Source organism: Sulfurospirillum diekertiae, assembly GCF_011769985.2.
Lineage (GTDB): Bacteria > Campylobacterota > Campylobacteria > Campylobacterales > Sulfurospirillaceae > Sulfurospirillum > Sulfurospirillum diekertiae.
The window spans coordinates 764,721-791,257 of record NZ_CP039734.2; the positions used below are offsets into that span (position 1 = coordinate 764,721).

Genomic DNA, 26,537 nt, shown 5'->3' on the forward strand with positions numbered 1-26,537 from the left:
TTTAGCTTTTGATGAGATGCGAAGAATAAGAGCTGAAGATGGAGAGCAATAATGCGATATGGTTTGATGGTTTTGGTTGTTTTAATACTGCAAGGATGTGCTACAAAGTTAGCCGATGATCAACATGAAAAATTGATGGATTATGGGATGTTCAACTCTAAAAAAATTGAGATCAAAAATTCTGAAACATCGAAGACGTATGTGACGATTACCTATTTAAACCCGATCAGCCATGAATTAATTACACAAGAGAGTGAAAAATTTATTGTCGGTACGTATATGGCGACGGGGGATGGCTCTTTTGAAAAAGTGACACTTGGTGGTTTTAAAGTCAATGGCTCAGATGAAAATCTCACCGTGACACCTCTTCCCCAAGAAGCGCCGCTCCTCAAGCTTGTTTCAAGTACAAATGCTTGGACCAACTATGTGCTAGTCCAAGCGCCTAAAACAGAACAGATTAAAATGGAATTTAGTTTCGAAAACGATCAGTCAAAGAGGGTGACAACAAATTTTCAAAAAGATTACTAATAGAGACGTCGTCACCTAAAAGGTGGCGATAGACCACATAATTTGCAAGCACCTTTTTACCGTACTCGCGACTCTCTTCGTTAGTCATCGTCTCCATGCTCCAAAATGGTTCATATTCCCCTTGAGAAAACGCTCCACCTTGCAGATGTTTTTTGGTAAATCCCATGCCACCATTGTAGGCATAAGCCACAAAAAGAGGATGGTACAAGCTTTTTTCTAAGAAATTGAGGTGAATATTTCCAAAAAGATACGCAATACGAGGGTCGAACATATTGGAGATGGAAAACTCTTCAAGTTTCTCTTTTTTAGCAATATCTCGTGCCACAAACGGCATAAACTGCATCATGCCTAGAGCATACGAAGTCGAGACAACAGAGGGAATAAAACGACTCTCTTGACGCGCGATAGCAAGCATCAACGCTTGGCGGTGTATTGAGTAAGTGCTCAGCTCTTCAGGATAAGGAATAGGGTAATAGCTTTTTGTATAGTGCGTGACACGTTCCATCAAATAGCTGTAATGCGGTAAGGTATTGGCATATTTAAAGCTTTGCGCTAAGGCTTCAACTTCTTCAGCACTCATTTTATAGACTCTGTTCATAACACGTGGCCATGCAAAAGGATCACTGATATTAAATGTCGGGTGCGTTCCTTCGAGTACAGGCGATACAATGTTCTGCACAGGACGATCCAATTTTTCATAGGCGTAAAGAGCATACATATTAATGTCACTATCGTGTATGATACGCTCTAAAAAGTGGCTATCTTTGGTCACTAAATATTGCCAAAAGAGGGCTTTGTCTTTTTCTTCACCTCTTGTAGCCCGTTCATTTGAAAGTTCAAAAAAGTGGAGAGCTTGCTCTTTTTCTTGGTATTTAAGGGCATTAAGACCCAGATAAAAAAGTGATTTAGCGTTTACATGTAAAGATGGATTTACATGTAAAAGTGATTTTTGGACAGTGTCAAGTTTATCGTTTTGGACGGTGCTATACACGAATTGGTTAAATTTTGGCGAGTTCGAAAGCCTATCTATCTGAGCTTGGGGAATGAGCTGTTGGTTAAAAATAGCCATCTTGTACGATGAAATACTTCCATTGAAAAGGCTTAAAAATGTGTTTTCACCACTGTTCAGTGCTGCTTCATAAACATCATCACTTTCCATCAATGTAATGAGATTAACAAGCTCATTATTGTGTTTTAGGCGAGGTTTAATAAGTTTCAGTTGGCTTTTAGGAAGTGAAGTGATTTTAGCAGTGTTGATGCCGATATTAAGGCATTCATCATCTTCTTTCATTAATGAATTAATGTCAAGATCAATACATTTTGAAATTTTTTTGTATTCTAGATTATCCATTTTTTTAGCGAAAAGGTGGAAAAAACGGATGTTCATCGTGTGGACCATCCCAAAGAGCGCTTTGGCTTCTTTGGGAGTTGTCTCATCACGTTGAAGGTATTCGTAAATATAAAAATCTTTGGCAAGGCTTCGTGGTTTATCAGCAAAAAAACTAAAATTCACAGCTTCTTCAGCAAAAAGATCGACACAGACGCAAAGGCAGAGGAAAAGTCCAATCAGTAATTTATAAAACATTGGCAAGTGCGAACAAAAGTTTAACTGCGAACAGGTCTATAAATTGAAGTGCTAAAATCACAATGAGAGGCGCAAGGTCGATACCACCAATTAACGTTGGAACCAGTTTACGAATAAACGCATACACTGGATTTGTGAGCCGAAAAAGGATCTGCACAATCGGATTGTACGGATCAGGGCGTACAAAGGTAATGAGTGCTGCAATAATCACCACCCATATGTAGATATTAATCAAGGTATGCAAAATAGTGGCAAAAGCTTCAATAAGTGTTGCTAAAACGATCATCTAACAATCTCCTTCAGATAGGTTTTAATCAGTGGATACAATAAGACAAGCTCAGGGCTATTATCTGCGCCACTCAGCCAAAAACGAAGCGGTTTAAAGAAAGGTTCTCCTTTGATGCCGCTTTTTTCGATGAGATATGTTTGAAATTCATCAAATTTCTCAAAATAAGGTGCTTGTAAAATCAACTCTTGTAAAAGTTTACTCTCTTTTTCAAACGCTGCATGAAACGATTTTTTGGCAAAAATAGCATCAACTTTTTGCTTGATTGCACGCGTGGTACTTACCTCTTCGGTGAAAAGTTTTGCCAGCTTTCCAATGTTGTCACAAGCATAACCGATACGTTTAGAAAGCTCCATATCGGGGATACGTTTGATGTGCTCACGGTTAATCAAACGAAGTTTTTCAATGTCAAAACGCGCAGGAGCTTTGGAAATTACCTTGAAGTCAAACCATGTTATCGCTTCTTGAACAGTAAAAATTTCACACGGAGTAGGGTGACTCAAAAGAATCAGATAGTTTAAAATCGCTTCTGGCATAAAACCTTGATCTAAAAGCCATTTCACGTTTGATGTATCATCAGAGGGACTCATTTTTTGACCCTCATCGTTAAGGATGCTTGGCACGTGAGCGTATTGAATTTCTTGGTCGTACCCCAAACTTTTACGTATGAACTCTTGTCGTGGCGTATCAAAGAGATGATCTTCGCTTCGGATGATGTACGAGATACCTTGAAGCATATCATCGCATGCACAGGCAAAGTTATAGGTCGGATATTTATCCGCTTGCATAATCACAAAAGCGTCAACCGCATCAGGTTCAAGGCTAATCTCTCCTTGAATTGTATCGGTAAACGAAATAGTCGCTTCTGGTTTTTTCATACGGATAACAAACGGCTTTGGATTGTTTAAAATCTCTTCGCTGCTTAAGTGCTCACACGTTCCATCGTAACAGTACGTTTTGCCCTCTGATTTGGCTTTCTCTCGTTTTATCTCAAGTTCTTTTTCATTGCAAAAACAGATAAACGCTTTTTTTGTGTCTAAAAGCGTGGAGGCAAATTGAAGGTGGTATTTAAAATTTTGACTTTGGTAATACAGTTGCGTGTAAGAAATACCAAAAAGATTCAGCATATCAAGGATGTCTTGGTCTTTGCCTTCGATGTTCTGCTTTTTGTCCCTATCTTCAATGCGTACCACCATAGAGTCCTTGGTTTGAATAGCATACATGTAATTAAACAGTGCGATTCGTAAGGATTCTATATTTAAATCTGCGCTAGGAGTGGGTGCAAATCTAACCATTTTTTAATTTCTCTGCTACCAGTTCATTCACGACGGTTGGGTTCGCTTTGCCACCGCTTTTTTTGATGACTTGTCCTACAAAAAAGCCAAAAAGATTGGTATTGCCTGCTTTATATTTTGCGACACTCTCAGAGTTTTTGGCGATGATTTCTTCAATCATAGGCTTTAATTTTGCAGGATCACTGATCTGTGTGAGCCCTTTGGCTTCAACAATGGCTTTTGGATGATCCCCCGATTTTGCCATCTCTTCAAAGACTTGTTTTGCAATTTTAGTGGAAATTGTTCCTTCATCGATCATGGTGACAAGCTCGGCGATCTCTTTGGCGCCAAAGTTTAATGCACTAGCACTTTTGAGTTCTCTTGCCACTTCATTGGCGACACTATTCGCAAGGCTTATAGGACTATGGATGTAAGAGAGCGCCTCTTCATAAAAAGCAGAGAGTTGTGTATCGCGCGCTAAAATATTGGCGATTTCATTGTTGAGTCCAAGTACCATTGTGTACTTCTCAAAGAGTGCCTGTTCTGCTTCGCTCATAGGCGCTACTTCACCTTCTACGATAGGGAGCTTTTTAGTCTCAGGTTTAGGAGCAGATTCGGTTGCTTCAACCTTTTTAGCCCATGAGTCTTTAAGCCCTACAATTTTGTTAAAGACAGGCTTTGCATCGGTGTAATCAACGGGGTCTGCGTAAAAATACCCTTGTCTTTCAAACTGAAATCTAACATCAGGTTTTTCGGTAATCACGGCAGGTTCAACAAACGCATTTGTGATTACATGTAAAGAATCAGGATTGAGATCTTCTAAGCCATCAGGGGCATCACTCGAATACAACCGCTCATAAAGCCTGACTTCGACTTTTTTGGCATGCTTTGCACTGACCCAGTGAATAGCACTTTTTGTTTTAATTCCACTGGTGTCTTCACCACTTTTGGAGTTGGGATGATACTCCGCTTTGAGCTCTACGATGTTGCCATGAGAATCTTTGATAATCTCTTTACATGTAAGAATATATGCATGTTTCAAACGCACGGATTGCTCCGGTGTGAGACGGTAATAGCCAGCTGGAGGATTCTCCATAAAATCATCTCTCTCAATGTAAATTTCCCGTGAGAAAGGCAGTTTACGTGAACCCTCTTTGGGGACATCATGCGGGTAGTAAGAAGCATCAATCTCTTCAACGCCGTCATAATTTTCGATGGTCACTTTAAGCGGATCAAGCACACACATCACACGCGGTACTTTTTGATTGAGATCGTCTCTGATGCAAAATTCAAGTTGCGCTACATCGACCATGGAGTTTGCTTTGGCAATACCAATTTGATCGCAGAAATTCAAGATGGATTCAGGGGTGTAGCCTCTTCGTTTGTAGCCTGCAATGGTCGGAAGGCGAGGGTCATCCCAGCCATTGACATAACTACCATTAACGAGTTCTAAGAGTTTTCGTTTGCTCATCACCGTATAGTTGATGCCCAGACGTGCAAACTCATATTGGTAAGGGCGAGGGAGTTTTAATTCGAGTTCATCTAAAACCCAGTCATAAATCTCACGGTTGTTTTCAAACTCTAACGTACAGATAGAGTGCGTCACACCTTCGATGTAGTCGGACAAGCAGTGCGCAAAGTCGTACATCGGGTAGATGCACCACTCATCACCCGTTCTAAAATGATGTGCATGGCGAATGCGGTATAAAAGAGGGTCGCGCATTTTCATATTGGCAGCACTCATGTCAATTTTGGCACGTAAAACGTGTTCGCCATCTTTAAACTCACCTTTTCTCATGCGTTCTAACAGGTCAAGATTTTCTTCAATGCTACGCTGCGCAAATTTACTTCTACGACCTGCTTCTTTGATCGTACCGCGGTATTCACGGATTTCTTCTTCATTGAGGCTGTCCACATAGGCTTTACCCATTTTGACCAGTTGTACGGCATAGTCGTAAATTTTAGGAAAATAATCAGAGGCAAAGCGCACGTGATTCGCCCATTCAAACCCAAGCCATGTCACAGCATCTTTTAGCGCTTCAACATATTTCATATCTTCGGTTGTGGGGTTTGTGTCATCCATTCTGAGATTACAATGCCCTTTATAATCACGCGCAATGCCAAAATTGATACAGATAGACTTAGCATGACCAATGTGCGGGAATCCATTAGGTTCTGGAGGAAACCTGGTGATAATTTCATGATACTTTCCAGACTGTAAGTCCTCTTCCACAATGGTACGTAAAAAATCTTTGCTCTCACTCATGTTCTTAAAACCTTTTGTTTTATTCCTCTTATAAACATGTATTTTATCATGCTCTTTATTAATTAATAGGATTTATGGGTATTGACAATTTTATCTTATGTGCGATAAGGAGTGTATTAAAGAATCCAATTTTAAGTTGAGATCGCAAGATTAAACCTGTTGGTGAGATGCTTTAATACCCCTCAATGATAGCAATCACTACGAAAATTTAAATTTTATGAGCATGTTGCACTTATTCCATTAATGACACAAAAAAGCTTGAGATCAATGTACCGTATAATCTTTAGTGTTTGAATTTTTGGAAGTAAATTTCACTATTTATACAATCCTTACATGTAAAATATTTTGAAATTATTAAAGAGGAATGTCTTTGAATTTGGTGATTAAAAAAGAGAATAGTGAGACTACATTCATTTACTTTGCCTGTGAATGATATTTATAATTCATAATAGCCCAAGTGATTAAGATGATATTAGCGAGCACAATAATGCCAATGAAAATATTCATGTTCGTCAATTCTCCTTTTAAAATTCTAGGAAAGGAAGGATGAAATCCTTCCTTAAAAAACGGCTAACGTGCTGGAACGCGCGTTGAAAGTGCTAAGGGTTTAAACTCAGGCACAATACGACATTCATGGCTTGGATCCCATTTTGGGTCGAGTGCTTTACACTGCTTTTCAACATCATTTGGTGTTGGTTTTTTACCAGTATCAACCCATGAAAGAAGTGCATTCATAGCAGCCACATATTGAGCATCACTCAGGTAACTGTGTTCTTTGTCATTGGTGTAGAGTTGAACCATATTCCCTGCATGTCCCGCTTTTGCAACCGTCTCTTCCCAAGTATTTGCAAGTTCCACAAAAGCGATAGGGTCATTCATACCGCGCATCGTTAAGATTGGAAGAGCAATATTTCCCGTTGGATTAGTGTCCTTTCCAAAGTCAGCCACTGCGGTTGGGTCTGCTTTGTAACGAAGGACTTTTGTGTTCAATGCTTCATCATTGCTTGAACCAATATATTTTACCGTGTCGTTGCTAAAGGGATTTCTGCCTTGTAAACGCGTAAAGACAATATCTTGGAAATGGTGTGTTGCCCAACTCATATGTCCTTGAATACTTTTTTCAGGAATTCTAATAACATTAACAATCGTTTTAAGATTCTCTTTCTGCTTTGCTGAGCGATTAGCTTCCGGCATATTCAGTCCTAAACATTTAAAGAACTGAGAAGAGATTGGTATGATCCAAGATCAAGACCATGGTACAGTAGTGGAATCAGTGCTGATCAACCTCTTATTGCAGATCCTTTTGTGGGATTTGCAAGCAACCAATTTACGATTGCCATTGCCTCACCTGTAATGGTCGATGGCAAAAAACAAGGCGTCGTAGCGGCCTCTTTTTATGTCAATAAACTGTACCGTAAAATCAAAGCGATTCATGCTGAAGAGGGGTATGCTTATGTGGTTGATGCTTCGGGTAAAATACTTTTGCACCCAGACAAAGCAATGCTCAATCTCTCTTTACCCGAACAGATGTCAAGCGAAGCGCAGAACTGGTCAGTTTTTAGTGTAAAAAAGTTGCGAATTGAAACTTAAACCACCTCTTGATTTTGACCTTCTATGTTTGAAGATTTAGCTTCAAACTTATAGATTTCTGAGTGTAAAACTCCTGTTTGTTTCTTCTCTTTAAGTCGGTAGCTATCTCCTTGAATATTGATGATATGTGAGTGATGTAACACTCGATCTAATATAGCGGTTGTAACGATTTTATCTCCTGCAAAGACTTGAACCCATTTACTAAATACAAGATTTGAAGTAAAAATGGTAGAGCTTTTTTCATAGCGTTTAGAAATAATTTGAAAAAAGTGATTGGCTTCTTCTTTGCTCATATTGAAATATCCAATCTCATCAATGACAAGTACCGATGGAGAGGCGATAGATTTCAAGAAGCTATCATATTTTTTCTCTTTTTTGGCTCTATTTGCATTACTTAAAAGCTCACTTATGGTGGTAAATCTTACTTTATAGCGATGTTGCACCGCTTTGAGTGCTAGCGCAATAGCAAGATGTGTTTTACCCACACCACTTTCACCTAAGAGGATGATGTTCTCATACTTTTTAACAAATATTAGGCTTGAGAGTTCTTCAATCTGTTTACGGTTCACGCCAACGGAGAAAGTGTAATCAAACTGCTCTAATGTCTTAATAACTGGGAATCCTGCGAGTTTGGTCAACATATTTTTAGACCTTCCTAGTCTATTATCTACTTCCACTCGTAATACCTCCTCCAAGAACTGTGTATATTGCCAATTCTCTTTAGCTGCCATACTGGCAATATCATGATATTTTTCGCCTATGATAGAGAGCTTGAGTTCTTTACATAACTCATCGATAGAGGTATCTAACTCCATAATGCACCACCATAAAATCCAACAGGAAGGATGATGTTTGCAACCATGGGTATAAACTCATCGTAACATTGAATGTCTCTATTGGGGATATATAATTTTTCCAAGTCTTTGTGAGAATTGATTGGGGAATATTTTTTAGCTACACTTTCAATCAAAGCTTTAGGGTGGATTCCTTGATAGGCTTTAGGCACAGGAAGTAGCTGTAACTGCTCCTGTGCTAACAACTCAAATGGCATCTGTAATGTCGTTTGGTGGATGCGTTTATTGGCGGTATTGTCCAACCATTTTAGAACTTCCGCATTTGCATTATCAAGCGTTAATGTGTAATGTTTCATAGAGAGTCTCACTCGTAATCCATTATGAAAGTTATACCGCAGATAATGGTTAAATCTCTCAACTTTTCCTTTGGTTTTAGCGCGATAGGGTTTGCATACTTTGATACTAAATCCACAGTGTTTGGCAAAGTCAGCAAACAAGGGATTGAATCTATGATCACCTTTACCATAGTCATTTCGTGACAATATGACAGTTTTCATATTGTCATATAAACACTCTTTTGGAACACCACCAAAGTAGGCAAAAGCGTTCATATGGCACCCTATCAAGGTCTCAATCTTCTCATTATTAACGTATTCCACATAAGATGCTCTAGAGTAACCCATCGTCGCTACAAAGGCGGATAAATTATCCTTGGGAAACTCTACCCAGTCAACTTGCATCTGCTGGGCTGGTTTGGTTTCAAAGCGTATAATAGGCTCATCTAATTTGGCTCGAGCTCTAAGCTCATATCTTAGTATGACTTGTTGAAGCCACCTTAGACTTCCATCATATCCAAGCTTCTTAATCTCTTCATAAATGACGGTTAAGGGTATTTCACTTTTCTGCTGCTCTGCCGTCTCTAACATCTTGGCGATATGTGGCAAATAAGGATCAACACTGTTAATCACAGGAGGTCTATTGATATGGGGAATATAATCATCTGGAAGATTGGCATAGCGCCTTACAGTTTCTCTTGAAATACCTAACTTTCTAGCAATGGCACTTTTACTAAACCCTTCAGCTAAAAACTTCTTTATCATTTTAATTTCACCTTTTTTTAACATTCAACTCCTTTCCAAAAAATTGAAAATGGAGTTTAACCAATTTAACTTGGTTCTTTAAGGTTTTAAATCAAAATGCAACTCTCAAATTACATTTTCTACTGACCAGTTTAGCAGTTCGTTTGACACGTGCTTCTTGCTCTTTTGATTCAAACGCCTTTATGGTGTGAGAGTGACTATGTTCAAAACTATTTGCAGGAGCATCAGGCTAAGAGCAAAGCGGTAAGTGATGCGTTTGGTAAACTCGTCGTGCAATCGCGCATGGGGCGAATGAAGCCTTTTGATACACTCAGCCAAGAGGTACTTTATAAACTCAGTGGTAAAAGCAGCCTGTACGATATGGATGCGATGCAAGTAATGCTTGGAATGCTTTCCCATCCCACTTTGTGGAAAACACTGCCGATGATTCAGACCAAAACGCCACGACTTAGGGATTTTATCGGTATTGCGAAAGAGCAAAAACTAGCAACTTTTGAAGATTTTTTCGACGGACATCGTTACAAATTAGACGCTGAACTTCAAAAAGCTTTGGCGATGAAACCCAGCCAGAGAGGCACCTTTGAGAACGATCTGATCAAAGTCGATGAGCGTTTGAGCATTGCGTTTATGCTCTACCAAGGAGTCCTCTTTAAAATCTTCCCACTGCCCAATGATGCGAACCACACATGGCTTGCCTTCGAGCAGATGTTTGCACAACTTCAAGGTGAAGAGGCAAAAAAATTACAAGAGAGTTCCACCGCTTTTATTGAAGCACTGTTTGAGCGAAATTACGCCAAAGCACTTTTACATGTAAAGACGTTTTCACAGTTTCAAACCCACTATGGCGCGGATATTATGCCTTCACCCACACACATCAAAGTGGAGATACTCTTCAATAAACTGATGATTTTTGAGCGTTTAACCTTGGCGTATGTACTCTTAGGTTTGGTGCTTTTAGGCGTTGCATTTGGGCATGTTTTTGCTCCCAATACCTTTACATGTAAACTGAACCGTCCGCTCTTTTTCAGTGTCGCAATGCTGTTTGTCGTGCATACGTGTGGGCTCGCTTTGCGTTGGTATGTGAGCGGTCATGCGCCTTTGAGTGACACGTACGAGTCTATTGTTTATATCGCGTGGTCGTGTCTGCTTTTTTGCATGCTCTTTATGCGCACTTCGCTTTTTGCACTCTCTGGCTCGGTGATGATGGCGGGCATCTTTATGTTTGTCGCACACCTAGGGCACATTGACCCAGAGATCACCAATCTTGTGCCCGTTTTAAAATCGTTTTGGCTTAGCGTACATGTCTCCATCATCACCGCCAGTTACGGCTTTTTAGCCCTGGGTTGTGCATTGGGATTTTTCACGCTCATCCTCTTTACATGTAAACCTTCTTCTAAAACCATTGCGACCATCAAGCACCTTACCTCCATCAATGAAATCACCCTGATTTTGGGCTTGAGTCTTTTGGTCATCGGTAACTTTTTAGGCGGTGTTTGGGCGAATGAATCGTGGGGGAGGTATTGGGGTTGGGACCCGAAAGAGACGTGGGCGTACATCTCTATTTTGGTGTATACCATCATTTTACATGTAAGGCTTGTACCACGGATTTATTCGCACTATTCGTTTGCGGTGCTTTCACTTTTAGGGTTTGCCTCCATCTTGATGACGTACTTTGGCGTGAACTTTTACCTTGCAGGCATGCACTCCTACGCTACGGGCGATCCTGTGCCAATTCCACTTTGGGTTTATGTATGTAGTGTCGTGGTCGCAGGTTTGATTATAATGTCGTATAAAAATAGATTTTTAAAGGAAGAAAAATGAAGAAAGTATGTTTAACGATAGCGGCTTTGACCTGTGCGCTAGCCCTTCATGCGGGCGATATCTATGAAGGTACAGTGGTCGATACGCTCGATGGGGGTGGTTACACCTATATGCAGATTGACGATACCAAGAAAAAATACTGGGTCGCTGTTGAGGGAACGAAGGTTGAAAAAGGAACAGAGGTTCGTTTTACCGAGGAATTACGTGCTAAAAACTTTGAGAGTAAATCCTTAAACCGTACCTTTGATGAGATTGTGTTTGCTTCAAACCTTCAGTACCGCACTAAAGTACCAGAAGCTGGCAATCTTGCGCTCATTAGTGAGCAAGTGAAAGAGTCTCCTTACAAACAAAAGGATACAATGAGCGTCAAAGAGGCATGGGAAAAACGCGCTAGTTTGAAAGACAAAACAATTAGTATTCGTGGTAAGGTTGTCAAAGCTTCGCAGAACATTATTTCACGCAACTGGATTCATATTCAAGATGGAACGGGCGAGGGAAGTGAAGTAGGGCGCATTGTCTTTACGTCAAAAGAACTTCCAAAAGTGGGAGATATTGTAACTGCTACGGGTGTTGTTACGGTTGATAAGGACTTTGGCTCGGGTTATTTTTATAAAATTATTGTTGAAAATGCTACATTTACTAAATAAATTATTTTAAAGAGAGTGCAATGGCAAATGATTCTTTATCTCTGATCGCTTCATTGCCACTGTTCGATGCGCTAGAACATGAAGACATCGAGAAGATCGCCTCTTTTTGCAGTGTACGTCATCACAAAGCAGGTGACGTGCTTTTTTATGAGAAAGATACCAAAGATTCGATCTATTACATCATCAAAGGCTCTGTAAAATTTTACAAAGTGGATCGTTTCGACAATGAAATCTTCCTCTACAAACTCTATTCCAATTCGCTCATTTTCAATGTCTCCAAGCTGATCGACAGCTTTTTTATCAGCTGTTACGCGAACGCTGAGTTTTTGGAAGACAGTATGGTGCTTTCCATTCAGAGTGAGCCCTTTCGTGAGATGATCTATACCAATCACCGTTTGATGACAAAGATTTTGGAAGAGTCGTTTAAGATGATTCAGCAGATGCAATGTATCATTAGCCGTGATGTTGTGTTTGATGGAACGGCAAGAGTGGCGCACATGCTTGTCAATGAGCTTGACACGTTTAATCGCCTAAAAAAACATGAAATTGCCTATATGCTGCATATTCAGCCTGAGACACTTTCCCGTATTTTAAACAAACTCACCCGTAATGAAACGATAGAAATTGAAAAAAACAGTGTTGTAATCTTGAATATTCAAGAATTAAAAGAGATTTATGAGTAGGACATTATGATTAAACCAACAACCATTAGCACCAAAATGAAATTAGCAGGTGGACTGCTCTCTTTCGTGATTATTTTCATCATCTCACTCACTGTGATGATGAATCAGATGAGCAAAAAAGACTCGTATATCATCAACATCGCAGGTAAGCAGCGTATGCTTTCGCAAAAAATTAGTAAAGAGACTTTTTTCATCGTGCATCGCCATACCAATGACTTTCGAGAACTCAATACGGCTGTCAACTTGTTTGAGAGCAGTCTTAAAGACCTTTTGTATGGAAATGATACCAAAGGCATTTATGCTCCACAAAATGAACGCATCCAAGCCAAACTGGAAGAGGTGATGAGCTTGTGGGTTCCCTTTCGCTTGGAAGTAGAAGCGCTTAAAACAGGCATCGAAGATGTACGTCCCGATATGGAAGTGCTCACGCCGCGCATCGAAAAACTCCTCATCCTTTCCGATAACGTTGTTCAACACATGGTCATAGCCAATCTTAGCAATATTCACATTGATCTCTCCGGTCGTCAGAGAATGCTCTCACAACGCATGGGACTTTACGTCAATCGTTATTTGAGGACAGCAAATGCCCAAGATTTACTGGTCTATGCCGATGCTAAGGCACTGTATAACAAAACGATAAAGAGCTTTTTAGATGATCCTGCGGTCAAAAATGTTCCGGCTGTCTATGCGATTGTGAAAGAAAATAACGCCTATTGGGAAGAGTACAGTGTTTATTTAGACCATCTTATTGCTGTAGAGAGTGAAATCAACAAACATATGGCGTTTGTGTATGAAAAAAATGTTCAACTGCTCAATGCCATGGATGATGCTGTTTGGCTCTATACCAATCACAGTGAAGCGAAGAACGATATGTTCCTCAAATTTCAGTACATTGCACTTATTATTGGGCTCATCATTATCGTCTATGCGTTTGTGATGACCAAAGAGGTTATTGAGCATTTAGAGGGGTTTGTGCAAAAAGCCAAAGAGTTGGCACATGGCGATATTAATAGCTTTACTGGACACAATGTTACGCTCTCTGCCAACGGTGAAGATGAGCTAAAAGAAGCCTCTTCACATATTTCACTCTTTGTTCAAAAAGTCAATCTTGCGATGAAAGACTCCGAAGATGCGCTTAAAAAAGCGGAAAATGCCGTCTCTCAACTTCAACAGCTTGCGGAAGATGTGGAAGATGTCATCGAAGATATGGGGATTGATGAGCATGATAAAAAAACATTTGACAAAAATGTTAATGCCACGGAAGACATCGCTATTCAGTCCGCAGAAAATCTTATCCATGTCAATCGCATGTTGCAAAAGCTTAAAAAAAGCCTCAATGCGATGGTCGATAGCGGCAATCAAGTGGACGAAAAAAAGGACGTGTAACAATTTATTTAAACTCTTAATGTATCATATTTAAAAGATTGCACAAGAGGCTTGAATGAAAAAAATTTACATTATTCATGGTTATTTTGCTTCACCAACGGATCATTGGTTTCCATGGTTTGTCGAAAAAGTTCATGCCGATTATGGCATAGAAGTTGAAGTGTTGCGTATGCCAACACCCGATACTCCTGACATGGATGAATGGCTGGAAAAACTTCACGATAAAATCGGCATGCCGAGCAACGAGACGTTTATCATCGCGCACAGTTTAGGCTGTATCACCCTTTTGCATTACCTAGATACGCTTCAAGAGAATTTTGCCCTTGGCGGTATGATCTTAGTCTCTCCTTTTGATAAACCGCTCGAAGTTTTTCCCAATCTTAATTCGTTTGTTGATATTACGCTGGATTTTTCCAAGCTCTCCCGCAGTGTCGCTCAAAAGTATGTCATCTTCTCCGACAACGATATGTACGTACCGCCCTTTATAAGCAAGACCATAGGTGTTAAACTTGACAGCGCCCTTCTTGAAATCCCTCGCGGCGGTCACTTTTTGGGCATAGAAGGGTTTGAAACATTTCCTGAATTGTATGAAATTTTTAAAACGATGCTGGCAAAAAGATAACTTTAGTTCAAAGTTCTTCGTGTAAAAGTTTGATACCAAGCGCTAAAAAAAGCGCACCAATACTTCTATTGAACCAAAGTGCAAAGGTATGATGCGCTTGTAATTTTGAGATAAAGACCATCGACAACCACGCGACAATGATATTCCAGACTGTGCCATTGATGTCAAATAAAATACCTAAAAACAGCATACTCAATGCCTTGTTATTGGATGCAATATCTACAAATTGCGGTAAAAATGCAAGGAAAAAAAGTGCTACTTTGGGGTTGAGCATATTAGTAAGAAAGCCTTGCCAAAAGATATTTTTTAAGGTTTGATGACCGGTTTTTGTTTTTACATGTAAAGGGGTTTGCGTTGAGCGTAATATCGTGATACCAATGTAAATCAAATAAGCGGCACCGATGCTTTTAATAATGCTGAATGCCATTGCCGAGGTTGCGAGCAAAGCTGAAAGTCCAATCGTTGTTGCGAAAATATGCACCAGGCATCCCGTACCAATACCAAGGGCTGCAAAAAATCCCGCACGAAATCCTTGCGTACTGGAACGTCCGACAATATACAGCGTATCAACGCCTGGTGTCATATTTAAAAGCAAGCCTGAAAGGATGAAAAGCCAAAGATCATGCGTACCTAACATGGATCATCTCCTATTAATAAAAATATGAGTTAATTATACTCAATTTATTTTTGGTGTGTTTTATAGCGTTTAACCAAATGTTTTGGTGAAACACCACACCAGTATAAAAAGCTTAAAACACGATTTCTAAGGGTGGTGTAAAGGATGCCTTCTTTCTGCCATCTTCTGGATGAAGTTAAGGCTTTGGGCTTTAAAAGGGCGATCTTTTCTCCTTGTTTTTGAATGTGTTTCATGATCTCCACATCTTCCATGAGTGGTATTTCTGCGTAGCCACCGAGGTTTCTAAAAAAAGAAGTTTTAAAAAACTGGGCTTGATCGCCGTAGGGAATGCGGGTGATCGAAGTTCTAAAATTTGCCATGGTTTCGATGAAACGAAAGACAATGTTGGCATCATCAATTCCCAGTGAAAAAGCGCCCGCTTTGTTTACATGTAAAGACTCTTGGATGAGCGTGTCCCATGCGTTTGGAAGCAGAGTATCGGCATGTAAAAAAAGCACAATTTCTCCCCGTGCTTTGCGTGCGCCTTCATTCATCTGGGAGGCTCTTCCTTTGGGGGCAAAGACGATGTGAACATCTTGTAAGGCTAAATGCTCCACCGTTGTTTTTTCCTGTGTGTCGGCCACGATAATTTCGTAGTTTTGGCTTTGCGCCATCTCTCTCAAATGTGTTAGGGTTTTCAGCAGTGTTTCGTCTTCATGGTACACGGGGATGATGACACTGATGTGGGGCAATGTGCCTAAAACACGCTGTGCAAAGTGTGCCAGAGGTGTCGTGAACGCTTTACATGTAAAAGCACGCAGGTCATCCAATGTGTCGATGTCAGAAAGCATCGCACCTTTGGCAACGCGAAGATGTGCCATCTTTGAAAGCGTTTTAGCATAGACATCGTTTTGGCTGTAGGTAATGCCTTTAAACGCTTCTTTGCAAAAGGTGTCAGCATGAAAACCAATGAGATAATACCCGCCATCTAGCGTAGGAGAGAGTAGGGCATCGTTGGAAAAAAGTAAGTCAAACGCTTCTTTTAAAAGGAGCTCATCCACTTCGGGAATATCCGAACCCACTAAAATAGCACTCGCATATCCTTGTGCAAACACTGCTTCAAAGGCATTTTTCATGCGCTCACCCAAGTCCTTGCCGCTTTGATACAAGAGAGGTTTATGTTCCACATAAGCAGGTAAAGGCATACGTGCTTCATTATCATACGCCACGATAATATCGACATCGCGTGGTAGCGTTATGCTGAGCAGTTGTTCACACATAAGACGGTAAAGTATGGTAGCGTTTTCATCGCCAATATGCTCAGCAAGGCGTGTTTTTACTCGACCAACAAGAGGCGCTTTCATAAAAAGAATTAGTGCGTTTTGGCGCATAAATGCCGCTCCACAATAGCGATAAACTCTTCCACACTCTTTACATGTAAAAAGTGTTCAACCAGCTCTATGCTCAGATTTTCACACAGTGCGTAGGCTTTAGTTTTGGCTCTCTTAGAATGAATTGCCTCAAGGGGCTTGGCTTTGGCAGGGACGACCAAACGGCGTGAAAGCTCTGCTCCGCAAAAGCCGACACTCTGCTCTAAAATATGCTCAGGTACGCCACCCATTTTCTTTTCAAATGCGTTCCAAAGCGCAGAGAGGGTGGGTTTGAATTGGAGAGGTTTTTTCTCAAAAAGATTGTAGATTTCACCTAAAAGAATGTGCGCCAAAAGTGTTCCAACATCAAATCCTAAAGGGGCAAAGCAGGAGAACTCTGCATCGATGATGGCGAGGTTTTCATGCTTGATCATGATCGAACCTGTGTGCAAATCGCCGTGAATCAAACACTCTTTTTCCTGTTGGAAGAGGTTTAAAAGAAGGCTAATGTTGTGCAGAAAAAGCGCACTTTTGGGTTTGGGGCAAAAGTAAGAGGGCAACACCAAAGCAGGGTGATTGGAAATGTAGGGGAAGATGAAAATATACTCTTCGCTGATGCGTTTAAGGGTGGCATTTTCATAGTAGCCCTCATCCTTCTTTGGCGGTGTTTTGGCGTATAGTGTTGCCAAAAATGTGCCCAGTTTCGTGTAAATAGAAAGCGGAATAAACTGCTCAAATTGGGCAGTTTGCAAGAGTTTATACTCCACAAGATCTTCCATAACAAAGCAAAATGCTGCTTCATCACAATGGTAAATATTTGGAATGAACGATGGCGCGATAGTTTTAAAGTAAGAGAGCGTGTGCATCTCCACACAAATACGGTTTTGTGGAAGCGGAAAATCTTTACCTAAAAGCCTAAGATAGGGCGCTGCATATTTGAGAATCAGCGAATTTCCACTCTCATCCTCAAGGCGAAAGATAAAATTTAAGTTACCGTCTCCAATTTCGCTGACATGTAATGGAGGCGTTTTGAAAAAAGTTTTTAATGCGGTCGTTCTTTGAGCATAATCAATAATCTCATTTTCCGTTTGCATGCCTCAAATCCTTACATGTAAAAGCGCCATTATAGCAAAAACAGTCAACAAGCATTGACCCTGTTAACCTTTTTCTAAGTCGTAACAGTTTATCATACCGCATAACTCATGTAAGGGCTTAAGGTTTAAGCATACATCAAAAGTGACATGAAACTGCTCTTTTTTGATACTTCCCCCAACCTTTACATGTAAAATCCCTTTTAGGAGAACAGGATGAAACTTGCTTCATTTTTTGTGTTGCCGATTGCGGCTTTATTAGTGATTGGTTGTGGTGGAAAAGTGAAAGAAAACTCAAAATACAACTACATTACAGCGGATGAGACCGCAAAATTGATACGTGAAGATGCTTCTAAGATCGTTCTTGTTGACATTCAAGAAAAGCCTGATTTTGATGAAGAACATTTAAAAGGTGCCCTTGCAACCTATGCGTACCCTGTCAAAACAGAGGATGAAAAAGCAAGACTAGCCACCCTTCTCCCCGAGATTAAAGAGGGTCAAAAAGTGATTATTGTCTGTCCAAGAGGCGGTGGAGGAGCTGATCGCGCGTATGATTTTTATCTTTCAAAAGGTCTTAAAAAAGAGCAACTTTTAACCCTCAAAGATGGACAATACGGTTGGCCACGCGATAAAGTCAAAGACGTTTTAGCCGTCAGTAAATAAATGCTTAAGCCACGCAAAATAGCGATACTGCTCTTTGTCGGTATCGCGCTTACCTTTCTTTTTTCCTGCCCCCAAAGTCGAAACTATTTTTTTGATGTGGTGGGGTTGTTTGAAGGGCTTGATATTGAAAAAATCAAAACGTACATTCTCTCTTTTGGCATTCTAGCACCTCTAATCTCTTTCGCGTTGATGGTCTTTCAAGCCATTGTGGCTCCTTTGCCCGCATTTCTTATTACCTTTGCCAATGCAGCACTTTTTGGTTGGGTATACGGAGCCGCACTTTCATGGGCAAGCGCCATGGTGGGCGCACTTTTGTGCTTTTACATCGCCAAGTTTTTAGGACGTGAAGTGGTTGAAAAGCTCACCAGCAAAATGGCGTTAGAGAGTGTCGATGCTTTTTTTGAGAAGCATGGCACGTATGCGATTTTGATTGCACGTCTTCTGCCTTTTATCTCGTTTGATGTGGTCAGTTACGCCGCAGGACTGACGTCTATGAGTCTTCGTTCTTTTTTGATCGCCACGGGCGTGGGACAACTGCCTGCAACATTGATCTACTCGTATGCGGGAGAGATGCTGACCGGTGGTGCTCAAACGATTGTGTATGGACTTTTGATCTTATTTGCACTTTCACTTTTGATTTATTTGATTAAGCGGGTGTATCGTGGAAAATAAAATCAAAGCGTATGAGCGTGAGTGTGTGGATTGTAGGAGTTGTATGAAGGGTTGTCCGATGTTGTACAGCTTTACTATCTCTCCCAAAAAATTGCTCACCAAATTTACCACGGAGATTCCAAGCTCTCAGATGGCGTTTTCATGCGCAAATTGTGGTCTATGTGCGCACACATGTCCTCATGATATTGACTTTGGCGCGATCTTTACAGCTTCTAAGAAGAACTACGCTGAAGATAAAAAAGTGTTGAAAAAGTATGGCTATGGTGGCGTGATATTCCATCAAAAAAGTAGTTTTTCAAAACTTTTTTCTACTACAAAAAAGTTTACAACTGGAGAGTACACCCATATGGCATTTATGCCTGGATGTGCGCTAAGCTCGTACTCTCCGAGCCTTGTTCACACCGTTTTTAATTACTTACAATCCAAATGTTCTGGCATTGGTATCATTCAACAATGCTGTGGCACACCCACTCGTGTTATGGGCGATATGGCACAATTTAAAATCTACCACTCACAGCTTGAAGCAGACCTAGATAAAATGGGTGCGACCACCGTTGTGACAGCCTGTGAAAACTGTTTTATGAGCATTAAAACCTATGCCCCACATATTAAAATCGTTTCACTTTATTCACTGTTAGCGCAGATTGGACTTCCAGAAAGCGCCAAAGACCGCCATAAAAATACCCTGAAAATGGCACTGCATGACCCGTGCCCCACACGGTATGAAAAAGAGATTCATAAAGACGTTCGTACCCTTTTAGCACAGATAGGTTTACCTTTTGAAGAGTTCAAACAAAATCGTGAGAAGACGCTTTGTTGCGGAAGCGGAGGTATGTTGGAGCTGACCAATTCTGCTTTAGCGCATGAGCAAATGCGCACGCGTGCCAACCAAACAGAGTGCGAAAGCATCGTCAGTTACTGCCAAAGTTGCGCGGAGTCGATGAGTCATGGGGGTAAAAATGGCGTGCATCTGCTTGATCTTATTTTTAACCCCACCTTTGAGATGAAGCAAAAAGAGCAGGGAACTTTAAAAAAATGGTATAACCGTTTTACATCACGTCAAATGATCAGCGCTCTAAAGGATAACACATAAAAAAGGTCATACTTTTTTTAGCCTTTGGCATTGTGATGTTTGTCTTTTATAAAAATGGCGTGCTCTCTTACGCACAAGTTGAGTCCATCAAAACGTTTGTACTTGGCTTTGGTATTTACGCACCGCTTATTTTCATAGCTCTTTTTACGCTTGCACCGCTTATCTTCTTTCCTGATGGTATTTTAGCACTTGCGGGCGGGCTCATTTTTGGCTTTGCATGGGGGAGTTTTTACATCATTTTAGGTGCACTGTGTGGCGGTACATTGTCGTTTTACCTTGCACGACTTTACAGCCATAAAATGCGTGAAAAATTGGCACATGAAAAGCTGATACACTTTCAAAAAAGCGTTCAAAAACATGGTTTTGTGATGATTTTGTTGTTGCGATTGGTGCCCTTAGTTCCGTTTAACATCATCAGTTACAGTGCTGGGTTTTCAACGATTCGCTACCGTGATTTTTTCTTTGCAACGCTTTTGGGTATGATGCCAGGAGTTTTAGTGTACGCCAATATAGGTGCGCAATCGCTGAGTTTTGGAAGCCAAGAGTTTTACCTCTCGGTGGCATTATTGGTTGTGCTCGTGGTGGTTTCGATGGTGTTAAAACACCGTGTAAAAAAGAGGTTGGAGAGGTATGAAAAGTAATTGGCAACGTATTGTTTTTGAAGAGAGTCCTATTTATGTGCATCGCCACAGTGCGGACTGGTTTGTGCCCAATTTTGCGGCGGATAGGTTATTGCAAAGCGATGAAAAAAGCCTTGCATATGAGGCGTTAAAACATCGTATTTCTGAGCCAAATCCTTTGGTTTATAGACCAAAACCAACTTCTAAAACAGCGCTGCAAGAGTTTTGGATCCATCTGACCAACCGTTGCAATCTCTCGTGTACGCATTGCCTTTTTACCTCTTCACCCACAGAGAAAGATACACTGAATTTTGAGTCTATTTCTTTACATGTAAAAGAGGCGTACGCACTGGGTTGTCGGCTTTTTATCATCAGTGGTGGTGAGCCGTTGGTGCATCCTGAACTGCTAGCGTTGGTTGAGATGATTTTAACACTCAGTGACACCGAAGTGGTCATCTTAACCAATGGCATATTGCTTGAAAAAGTCTTTACATGTAAAGAGTTTCCAACCTCACGTCTGCATTTTCAAATCAGCCTTGATGGTCTGCCCAAAGAGCATGATGCCATTCGTGGGCAGGGAAGTTTTGACAAGCTTGAGCACAATATTGTTTGGCTTCAAAAAGCGGGTTATTCGTTTTCATTGTCAGTGTGTCTGCATCCTCTGAATATTGCGAGTTTAGAAGCGATTGTGGCATTGGCAAGCGAACTTAAAGCGGGACATCTGCATTTCTTATGGTATTTTTCGCGTGGACGAGGCGAAAATGAAGGTTTAATAGACCAAGACGTACTCTTTCAAGCGCTGATCAATGCCTATGAAAAAGCGCAACAATTAGGCTTAGTCATTGACAATTTTGAAGCGCTCAAAACGCAAATCTTTGCCCCCAAAGGTACGGTACATGACGGCTCTAGTTCGGGGCGAAGTTCCATCGCTTTAGGCTACGATGGACACTTTTACCCCAGTGCCGCGATGGTAGGTGAGAGTGCGCTTTTAATGGAAGGTGAGAGCATCGCTAAGGCGCTTGAAAGTAAGGTGGCTCAAGCGATTTGGGCGCAGTCCATCACCGCACTCTCTTCGCCACTTCGTTTTTTACTGGGTGGTGGCGACTTAGACCACAGCTTTTCTCATGCCAAAACCTTGATGGGCGATGACCCGTATGAACCCCTTTTGGAGAAGCTTGCCTTGTGGATGATTTCACAAGAGGCGAAGCGATTTGAGCCTTTACATGTAAAGCCTGCTTTGTGTTTGGAAATGGGTGACATCTTGCAGAGTTGCGGCGCAAATGAAGGTGTGGCGCATACCCATGCGAACTGTCTGCTTGCCACAGGTGAGAGTGAATCGTTGCGCCTTGTGAAAGCCTTTTACCATGACGCGGCATTGGAAGATAAAGAAGACATCCTCAACCCTGCATGCTACGAAGAGCAGTACCTTTCGCACATTCCCTCCCATTTGCGCTTTCGAGGGTACGGCTGTGGCAGTCCTATCTTAGATGCGAAGCTCAAAATGGGTGAATCCATGCTTGATCTTGGTTCTGGCAGAGGCATTGAGTGTTTTATCGCCTCAAAACTTGTAGGGAAAAGTGGGCGTGTCGTGGGTGTCGATATGCTCGACTCCATGCTCAAAATCGCGCGAAGTGGCGCAGAAGAGGTGGCGCAAAGTTTAGGTTATAAAAATCTCACATTTGCCAAAGGTTACCTTGAAGCATTGCCAGAGGACGATGAGCGTTTTGATGTCATCACCTCCAACTGTGTGCTGAACCTCTCCAGTCACAAACGCAAACTCTTTGCCGAAATCTTTCGGGTGCTTAAAAAGGGCGGAAGGCTTGTAGTTTCCGATGTTGTGTGCGACGAAGAGGCAAGTGCACTTATCCGCAATGACGCAAAACTAAGTGGTGAGTGCATCGGCGGAGCGCTGACACAAGCCCATCTTTTAGGACTACTACGTGAGAGTGGCTTTGAAAACGTTGAGCTTATCAAACGCTTTTTTTACCGTGAGGTGCAAGGGCATATGTTTTACTCGCTTACGTTTGAGGCACACAAGCCAGACACGCAAAAGCAGGTCGAAGTCATCTACAAAGGTGTAGGCGAAAGCCTTGCATTAGACAATGGTATTGTGCTGTTTAAAGGGGGTAAAACACGCATTGATGAGGCTTTGGCAAAGCGGTTGGAAAGCGAGCTGTTTACTGGACGATAATGGTAATGTCACCAATCAAAGAGGGTCAAAGCTGTTGTTGTGCGACACCACCTGAGTCCAAACCAAGTCTTTTATTGACGACAAAACCGACAGCGAAAGTTTCGTTTAGCATAGCACCTTCTAAGAAAAACCATAACTGCATGGTCTGCGCATCGGCGCTTGTTTACACACCCTCACCGCACGAAGTGACATGTTATTATTGCGGAAGTGTGAGCGTTCAAAGCGTTACATGTAAAGAGGGGCATTATGTGTGCGATGCGTGTCATTCCAAAGAGGCACTAGCCGTCATCAAACACATCTGCGCTACGTCTAAAGAGCGCGATATGCTCAAGCTTTTTCAGCAGATACGTGAGCATCCCAGCATCCCAAAACACGGGCCTGAACATCATGCCATGGTACCTGCCATCATCGTTACTGCCTATAAAAACAGTGGTGGGAAACTTCCCGAAAATGCACTTAAAACAGCGCTTTCACGCGGCTCTAGCATTATGGGTGGTGCCTGTGGATTTTTAGGGATTTGCGGTGCGGCTTCGGGGGTTGGCATTGGCTTTGCGATTGTATTGGAGGCTTCACCCGTTGCCAAAAAAGCACGTTCTGCGGCTCAAAAGGTCACATACGCAGTGCTCGGTAAAATCGCTGAGTACGAAGCGGCGCGTTGTTGCCATAGAGAAGTCTGGACAGCCCTCAATATCGCTTCATCGCTCTCCGAAACCTTTTTACATGTAAAGCTTTTGGCACAGATGGAAACGAAATGCGATCAGAAAAAGTTTAACCAATATTGCTATGGAAAAGAGTGCCCGATATTTTAAAAGTAGGTAAGAGCGAATGATGAAATATAAACGTGAATTTATGGGTGAATGCTTAGGAACGTTTATGATGGTGATGTTTGGATGTGGTTCTGTTGCGGTGTCGGTGTTGTTTAATGCCCATCAAGGATTGTTCCAAATAGCGATGATTTGGGGTATGGGTGTGAGCCTTGCCATTTACGCGGCACGTCATTTATCGTGCGCGCATCTCAATCCAGCCGTGACGTTGGCAATGGTGATCAGCCAAAGAATGACGATCAAAAAAATGCCTATTTATCTTTTAGGGCAGTTTCTTGGCGCTTTTGGTGCAGCTGTGATGGTGTATGTGCTCTTTAATCCTTCTATTGTGGCTTTTGAAAATGCGCATCACATCATTCGTGGTACGCAAGAGTCCATTGCAATCGCGAAAATGTTTGGTGAATATTATCAGTTCCCTAACAGTAATGCCATCGTCTCGCTGCCCTTGGCGATGATCGCAGAAGGATTTGGAACGTTCTGCCTTGTGATTATCATTTTTTGTTTGACGGAGAGCTGTAATTTGGGACGACCCGATGACAATATAGCCCCCATTCTCATAGGGCTTGCCGTCACTTCCATCATCTGCCTTATCGCCCCTTTAACGCAAGCAGGACTGAACCCTGCACGGGATTTTAGCCCTCGTATGGTTGCATGGATCTTTGGGTGGAAAGAGGCTTCTTTTCCTGATCAAGTTGGAGGTTTCTTTTGGGTTTATATCTTAGCTCCTTTGCTTGGAGGCATGAGTGCGGGATTTTTATTTACACGCCTCATTGAGCCTCTTATGCGTAACAAATGTGAAAAATGTGACTGCCAATAAAAAGGATGATGATGAAAACACGTATTATTTTAGTGGGTGGATTTTTGGGAGCGGGTAAAACTACGCTGTTGTGTGAGTCGGCACGAATGCTGAGTGAACAAGGCAAACACGTTGGTTTAATCACCAATGATCAAGCCTCAGGACTGGTCGATACAGCGTTTCTTGAGCACTCCATCCGTTCCGTTACAGAGGTGAGTGGTAGCTGCTTTTGCTGTAATTTCAATGGGTTTGTAGAGGCTATCTCTCACCTCAAAGCAAAAGGTGCTATGGAGATGATTATTGCTGAACCTGTAGGCAGTTGCACGGATCTTTCTGCCACGATTATGCAGCCTTTAAAACAAAAATTCGAAGAGGATTTGATCGTTTCGCCGCTAAGTGTTTTAGTCGATCCCGAACGGTTGAACGCTATACTCAAAGGTGGTACATCGGGGTTTCATGAAAGTGCGGCGTATATTCTTCAAAAACAGCTTGATGAAGCCGATATGATTGTCATCACAAAAATAGATTTACTCTCACGTGATGCGCTTGAAACCTTAAAAAGACGAGTTGCCAAGAGGTGGCCATTAGCTAAAATCTTCTCCTTAAGCGCTAAAAGCGGTGAAGGCTTGGAACTGTGGCTCGATGAAGTGAGCCATTCTACAGTAGCAGGAACGCACTTAGCCGAAGTGGATTATGATATTTACGCGCAAGGCGAAGCCGTGCTTGGATGGCTTAACACGACAGTCACCCTTCAAGGTCACTCAGTAAATTGGGATGCGTTCACGCACAAAATGTTAAAAAGCTTGGCAGAGCGGTTTGATGCTTTAAACTTAGCCGTTGGGCATGTCAAAGTGTTACTCGAAGCCGAAAAAAAGTATGTGATAGGCAATGTGACAGGAAAGAGTGAATCTCTTAGCATAAGAGGCAGTGCAGGAAGTGGAAATCAGGCTCAAATGACGTTAAATGCGCGTGTTGAAATGAATCCAGCAGCGTTAGATCGTATTGTAACAGAGGTCCTTTCTGAGGTATGTGGCAATGAGGTTACTCAAAAAATCGAAGCTTCCAAATGCCTGCAACCCGGACGACCAAACCCAACCTACCGCTACGATTATGTCGTATGATAGTGCTTCATAAAAAGATGATGTAACCACCATGAAAAGGCAATAACCCCGCTTCCCAAAGTCAGTAAGAGATAATTGGTCGGCGTTCCCCAGATGAGAATGTTTACAATCAACCCTGCGGGAACGTGCACGTTGTTCATGATGGCAAGCACTCCTGCATCGACTTCACATGCGCCTTTGTTCCACAGAAAATACCCAAGACCCGAAGCGACAACCCCCAGCCACACTAAAACGCCCCATTGTATCAAAGTGGGTGAGAGTTTATCGGTGTTGGCAAACAGTCCAAAAGCAACGATGCCGATAATCAGCGCTCCAAAGTGAAAGTAACCAAATACATCACTTTGTACAATATTTGTATTGGATTCCATTACTTTTTTATAGGCAGTTTGCCCAAGCGCAAAGCAGATATTTGCCCCTTGCACCATCAAAAATCCTGTGATAAACTCAGAATTGACGTTTTGATAACGAATAATATACGCCCCCAAAACCGCCACCCCTGTGCTGATAAGATACAGCGGTTTAAACTGCCCCTTCAGTCCATCATAAAGCAGTGTCACATAGATAGGTGTAAAAATAGTGAAAAGAATCACCTCAGGAACGGTGAGAAATAAAAATGATTGATAGAAAAAGATATACATGAAGCCAATTTGCACACCGCCAATCAGCATGATTTTGATCTTTAATGTCGTGGGAACGCCTCGAAATTTCGTAAACGGTAAAAAAACCAGTGATGCAAGCCCAATACGCACCAACACCGCAAAATAACTATCGACTTTACCTGCTAAAACTTCACCAATAAAGCTAAACGAAAACGCCCAAATCAGCGTTATCAAAATCAAATATCGCATAGATGTCCTTGTGGAAATGAAGGTGTTATTATAGTATGGAGAGGATTAGT

General features: G+C 41.6%; 26 protein-coding genes. 15 read left to right on the plus strand and 11 right to left on the minus strand.

The window, feature by feature from the left end; genetic code table 11:
• Positions 1-51 precede the first annotated feature (51 nt).
• Complete coding sequence (locus FA584_RS03930; protein ID WP_096046080.1) at positions 52-528, plus strand: hypothetical protein; 477 nt, start codon at positions 52-54, stop codon at positions 526-528.
• Here FA584_RS03930 and FA584_RS03935 read toward each other — a convergent pair.
• The 5 genes from FA584_RS03935 to FA584_RS03955 form a co-directional block, all read right to left on the minus strand.
• On the minus strand, positions 470-2,113 hold the full coding sequence (locus FA584_RS03935; RefSeq protein WP_167750275.1) for a lytic transglycosylase domain-containing protein: 1,644 nt from the start codon (positions 2,111-2,113) through the stop codon (positions 470-472). The genes FA584_RS03930 and FA584_RS03935 overlap by 59 nt on opposite strands.
• Positions 2,103-2,399, minus strand: coding sequence for a YggT family protein (locus FA584_RS03940; protein ID WP_087438001.1), 297 nt, complete (start codon positions 2,397-2,399; stop codon positions 2,103-2,105). Before FA584_RS03940 ends, FA584_RS03935 begins: the two co-directional genes overlap by 11 nt.
• Positions 2,396-3,694, minus strand: a complete 1,299-nt coding sequence (gene gltX, locus FA584_RS03945; protein ID WP_167750276.1) for a glutamate--tRNA ligase — start codon at positions 3,692-3,694, stop codon at positions 2,396-2,398. The genes FA584_RS03940 and gltX overlap by 4 nt, the downstream gene beginning before the upstream one ends.
• Entirely contained in the window at positions 3,687-5,939 is a 2,253-nt protein-coding gene (locus FA584_RS03950) for a glutamine--tRNA ligase/YqeY domain fusion protein (RefSeq protein WP_167750277.1), read from the minus strand. The genes gltX and FA584_RS03950 overlap by 8 nt, the downstream gene beginning before the upstream one ends.
• Positions 5,940-6,509: 570 nt before the next feature.
• Positions 6,510-7,133 carry a hypothetical protein gene (locus FA584_RS03955; protein ID WP_167750278.1) on the minus strand — a complete coding sequence of 208 codons (624 nt, stop codon included), beginning with the start codon at positions 7,131-7,133 and terminating at the stop codon, positions 6,510-6,512.
• A 111-nt stretch (positions 7,134-7,244) separates the two neighbouring features.
• Between FA584_RS03955 and FA584_RS03960 the strand changes: the two genes are divergently transcribed.
• Positions 7,245-7,529: a cache domain-containing protein gene (locus FA584_RS03960; protein WP_501993666.1), complete on the plus strand. Its 285-nt coding sequence runs from the start codon at positions 7,245-7,247 to the stop codon at positions 7,527-7,529.
• Here FA584_RS03960 and istB read toward each other — a convergent pair.
• Positions 7,526-8,344 (minus strand): IS21-like element helper ATPase IstB, encoded by an 819-nt coding sequence (gene istB / locus FA584_RS03965; RefSeq protein WP_025344704.1) that lies wholly within the window; start codon positions 8,342-8,344, stop codon positions 7,526-7,528. The two genes, FA584_RS03960 and istB, sit on opposite strands and share 4 nt — an antisense overlap.
• Positions 8,335-9,447: an IS21 family transposase gene (gene istA / locus FA584_RS03970; RefSeq protein ID WP_167749319.1), complete on the minus strand. Its 1,113-nt coding sequence runs from the start codon at positions 9,445-9,447 to the stop codon at positions 8,335-8,337. Before istA ends, istB begins: the two co-directional genes overlap by 10 nt.
• Before the next feature lie 126 nt (positions 9,448-9,573).
• Here istA and FA584_RS03975 point away from each other — a divergent pair, with 126 nt between their 5' ends.
• Genes FA584_RS03975 through FA584_RS03995 form a run of 5 tightly spaced genes read left to right on the plus strand, consistent with a single transcriptional unit; the run spans position 9,574 to position 14,582 of the window.
• Entirely contained in the window at positions 9,574-11,244 is a 1,671-nt protein-coding gene (locus tag FA584_RS03975; protein ID WP_167750279.1) for a cytochrome c biogenesis protein, read from the plus strand.
• Entirely contained in the window at positions 11,241-11,891 is a 651-nt protein-coding gene (locus FA584_RS03980) for a hypothetical protein (protein WP_167750280.1), read from the plus strand. Before FA584_RS03975 ends, FA584_RS03980 begins: the two co-directional genes overlap by 4 nt.
• A gap of 20 nt (positions 11,892-11,911) precedes the next feature.
• A complete protein-coding gene (locus FA584_RS03985; protein ID WP_167750281.1) occupies positions 11,912-12,574 on the plus strand; it encodes a Crp/Fnr family transcriptional regulator in 663 nt (220 codons plus the stop codon).
• A 6-nt stretch (positions 12,575-12,580) separates the two neighbouring features.
• Positions 12,581-13,960 (plus strand): type IV pili methyl-accepting chemotaxis transducer N-terminal domain-containing protein, encoded by a 1,380-nt coding sequence (locus tag FA584_RS03990; protein WP_167750282.1) that lies wholly within the window; start codon positions 12,581-12,583, stop codon positions 13,958-13,960.
• A gap of 55 nt (positions 13,961-14,015) precedes the next feature.
• The gene (locus FA584_RS03995) at positions 14,016-14,582 is read left to right on the plus strand and encodes an RBBP9/YdeN family alpha/beta hydrolase (RefSeq protein WP_167750283.1); all 567 of its coding nucleotides are present in this window, start codon (positions 14,016-14,018) and stop codon (positions 14,580-14,582) included.
• A 7-nt stretch (positions 14,583-14,589) separates the two neighbouring features.
• Here FA584_RS03995 and FA584_RS04000 read toward each other — a convergent pair whose 3' ends face one another.
• The 3 genes from FA584_RS04000 to FA584_RS04010 are packed head-to-tail and all read right to left on the minus strand — an operon-like array spanning position 14,590 to position 17,662.
• Positions 14,590-15,219, minus strand: a complete 630-nt coding sequence (locus FA584_RS04000; protein ID WP_096046102.1) for a LysE family translocator — start codon at positions 15,217-15,219, stop codon at positions 14,590-14,592.
• A 44-nt stretch (positions 15,220-15,263) separates the two neighbouring features.
• Positions 15,264-16,589 (minus strand): TIGR04283 family arsenosugar biosynthesis glycosyltransferase, encoded by a 1,326-nt coding sequence (locus FA584_RS04005; protein WP_167750284.1) that lies wholly within the window; start codon positions 16,587-16,589, stop codon positions 15,264-15,266.
• Positions 16,571-17,662, minus strand: coding sequence for a phosphotransferase (locus FA584_RS04010; RefSeq protein WP_167750285.1), 1,092 nt, complete (start codon positions 17,660-17,662; stop codon positions 16,571-16,573). The genes FA584_RS04005 and FA584_RS04010 overlap by 19 nt, the downstream gene beginning before the upstream one ends.
• Positions 17,663-17,875: 213 nt before the next feature.
• On the opposite strand from FA584_RS04010, the gene FA584_RS04015 reads away from it, so the two are divergent.
• From FA584_RS04015 to FA584_RS04050, 8 genes are read left to right on the plus strand one after another with little or no spacing between them, the layout of a single operon-like run.
• Entirely contained in the window at positions 17,876-18,322 is a 447-nt protein-coding gene (locus FA584_RS04015) for a rhodanese-like domain-containing protein (RefSeq protein WP_167750286.1), read from the plus strand.
• A complete protein-coding gene (locus FA584_RS04020; protein WP_167750287.1) occupies positions 18,323-18,994 on the plus strand; it encodes a TVP38/TMEM64 family protein in 672 nt (223 codons plus the stop codon). It abuts the gene before it with no gap.
• A complete protein-coding gene (locus tag FA584_RS04025) occupies positions 18,984-20,087 on the plus strand; it encodes a (Fe-S)-binding protein (RefSeq protein ID WP_167750288.1) in 1,104 nt (367 codons plus the stop codon). Before FA584_RS04020 ends, FA584_RS04025 begins: the two co-directional genes overlap by 11 nt.
• Before the next feature lie 35 nt (positions 20,088-20,122).
• Entirely contained in the window at positions 20,123-20,728 is a 606-nt protein-coding gene (locus tag FA584_RS04030) for a TVP38/TMEM64 family protein (protein WP_167750289.1), read from the plus strand.
• Complete coding sequence (locus tag FA584_RS04035) at positions 20,718-22,898, plus strand: methyltransferase domain-containing protein (protein ID WP_167750290.1); 2,181 nt, start codon at positions 20,718-20,720, stop codon at positions 22,896-22,898. The genes FA584_RS04030 and FA584_RS04035 overlap by 11 nt, the downstream gene beginning before the upstream one ends.
• Positions 22,898-23,707: a DUF5714 domain-containing protein gene (locus tag FA584_RS04040; protein WP_167750291.1), complete on the plus strand. Its 810-nt coding sequence runs from the start codon at positions 22,898-22,900 to the stop codon at positions 23,705-23,707. The genes FA584_RS04035 and FA584_RS04040 overlap by 1 nt, the downstream gene beginning before the upstream one ends.
• Before the next feature lie 19 nt (positions 23,708-23,726).
• Complete coding sequence (locus tag FA584_RS04045) at positions 23,727-24,539, plus strand: MIP/aquaporin family protein (RefSeq protein ID WP_167750292.1); 813 nt, start codon at positions 23,727-23,729, stop codon at positions 24,537-24,539.
• Positions 24,540-24,550: 11 nt separating this feature from the next.
• On the plus strand, positions 24,551-25,639 hold the full coding sequence (locus FA584_RS04050) for a GTP-binding protein (RefSeq protein WP_167750293.1): 1,089 nt from the start codon (positions 24,551-24,553) through the stop codon (positions 25,637-25,639).
• Here the strand turns inward: FA584_RS04050 and FA584_RS04055 are convergent.
• Entirely contained in the window at positions 25,627-26,487 is an 861-nt protein-coding gene (locus tag FA584_RS04055; protein WP_167750294.1) for a DMT family transporter, read from the minus strand. The two genes, FA584_RS04050 and FA584_RS04055, sit on opposite strands and share 13 nt — an antisense overlap.
• Positions 26,488-26,537 lie beyond the last annotated feature (50 nt).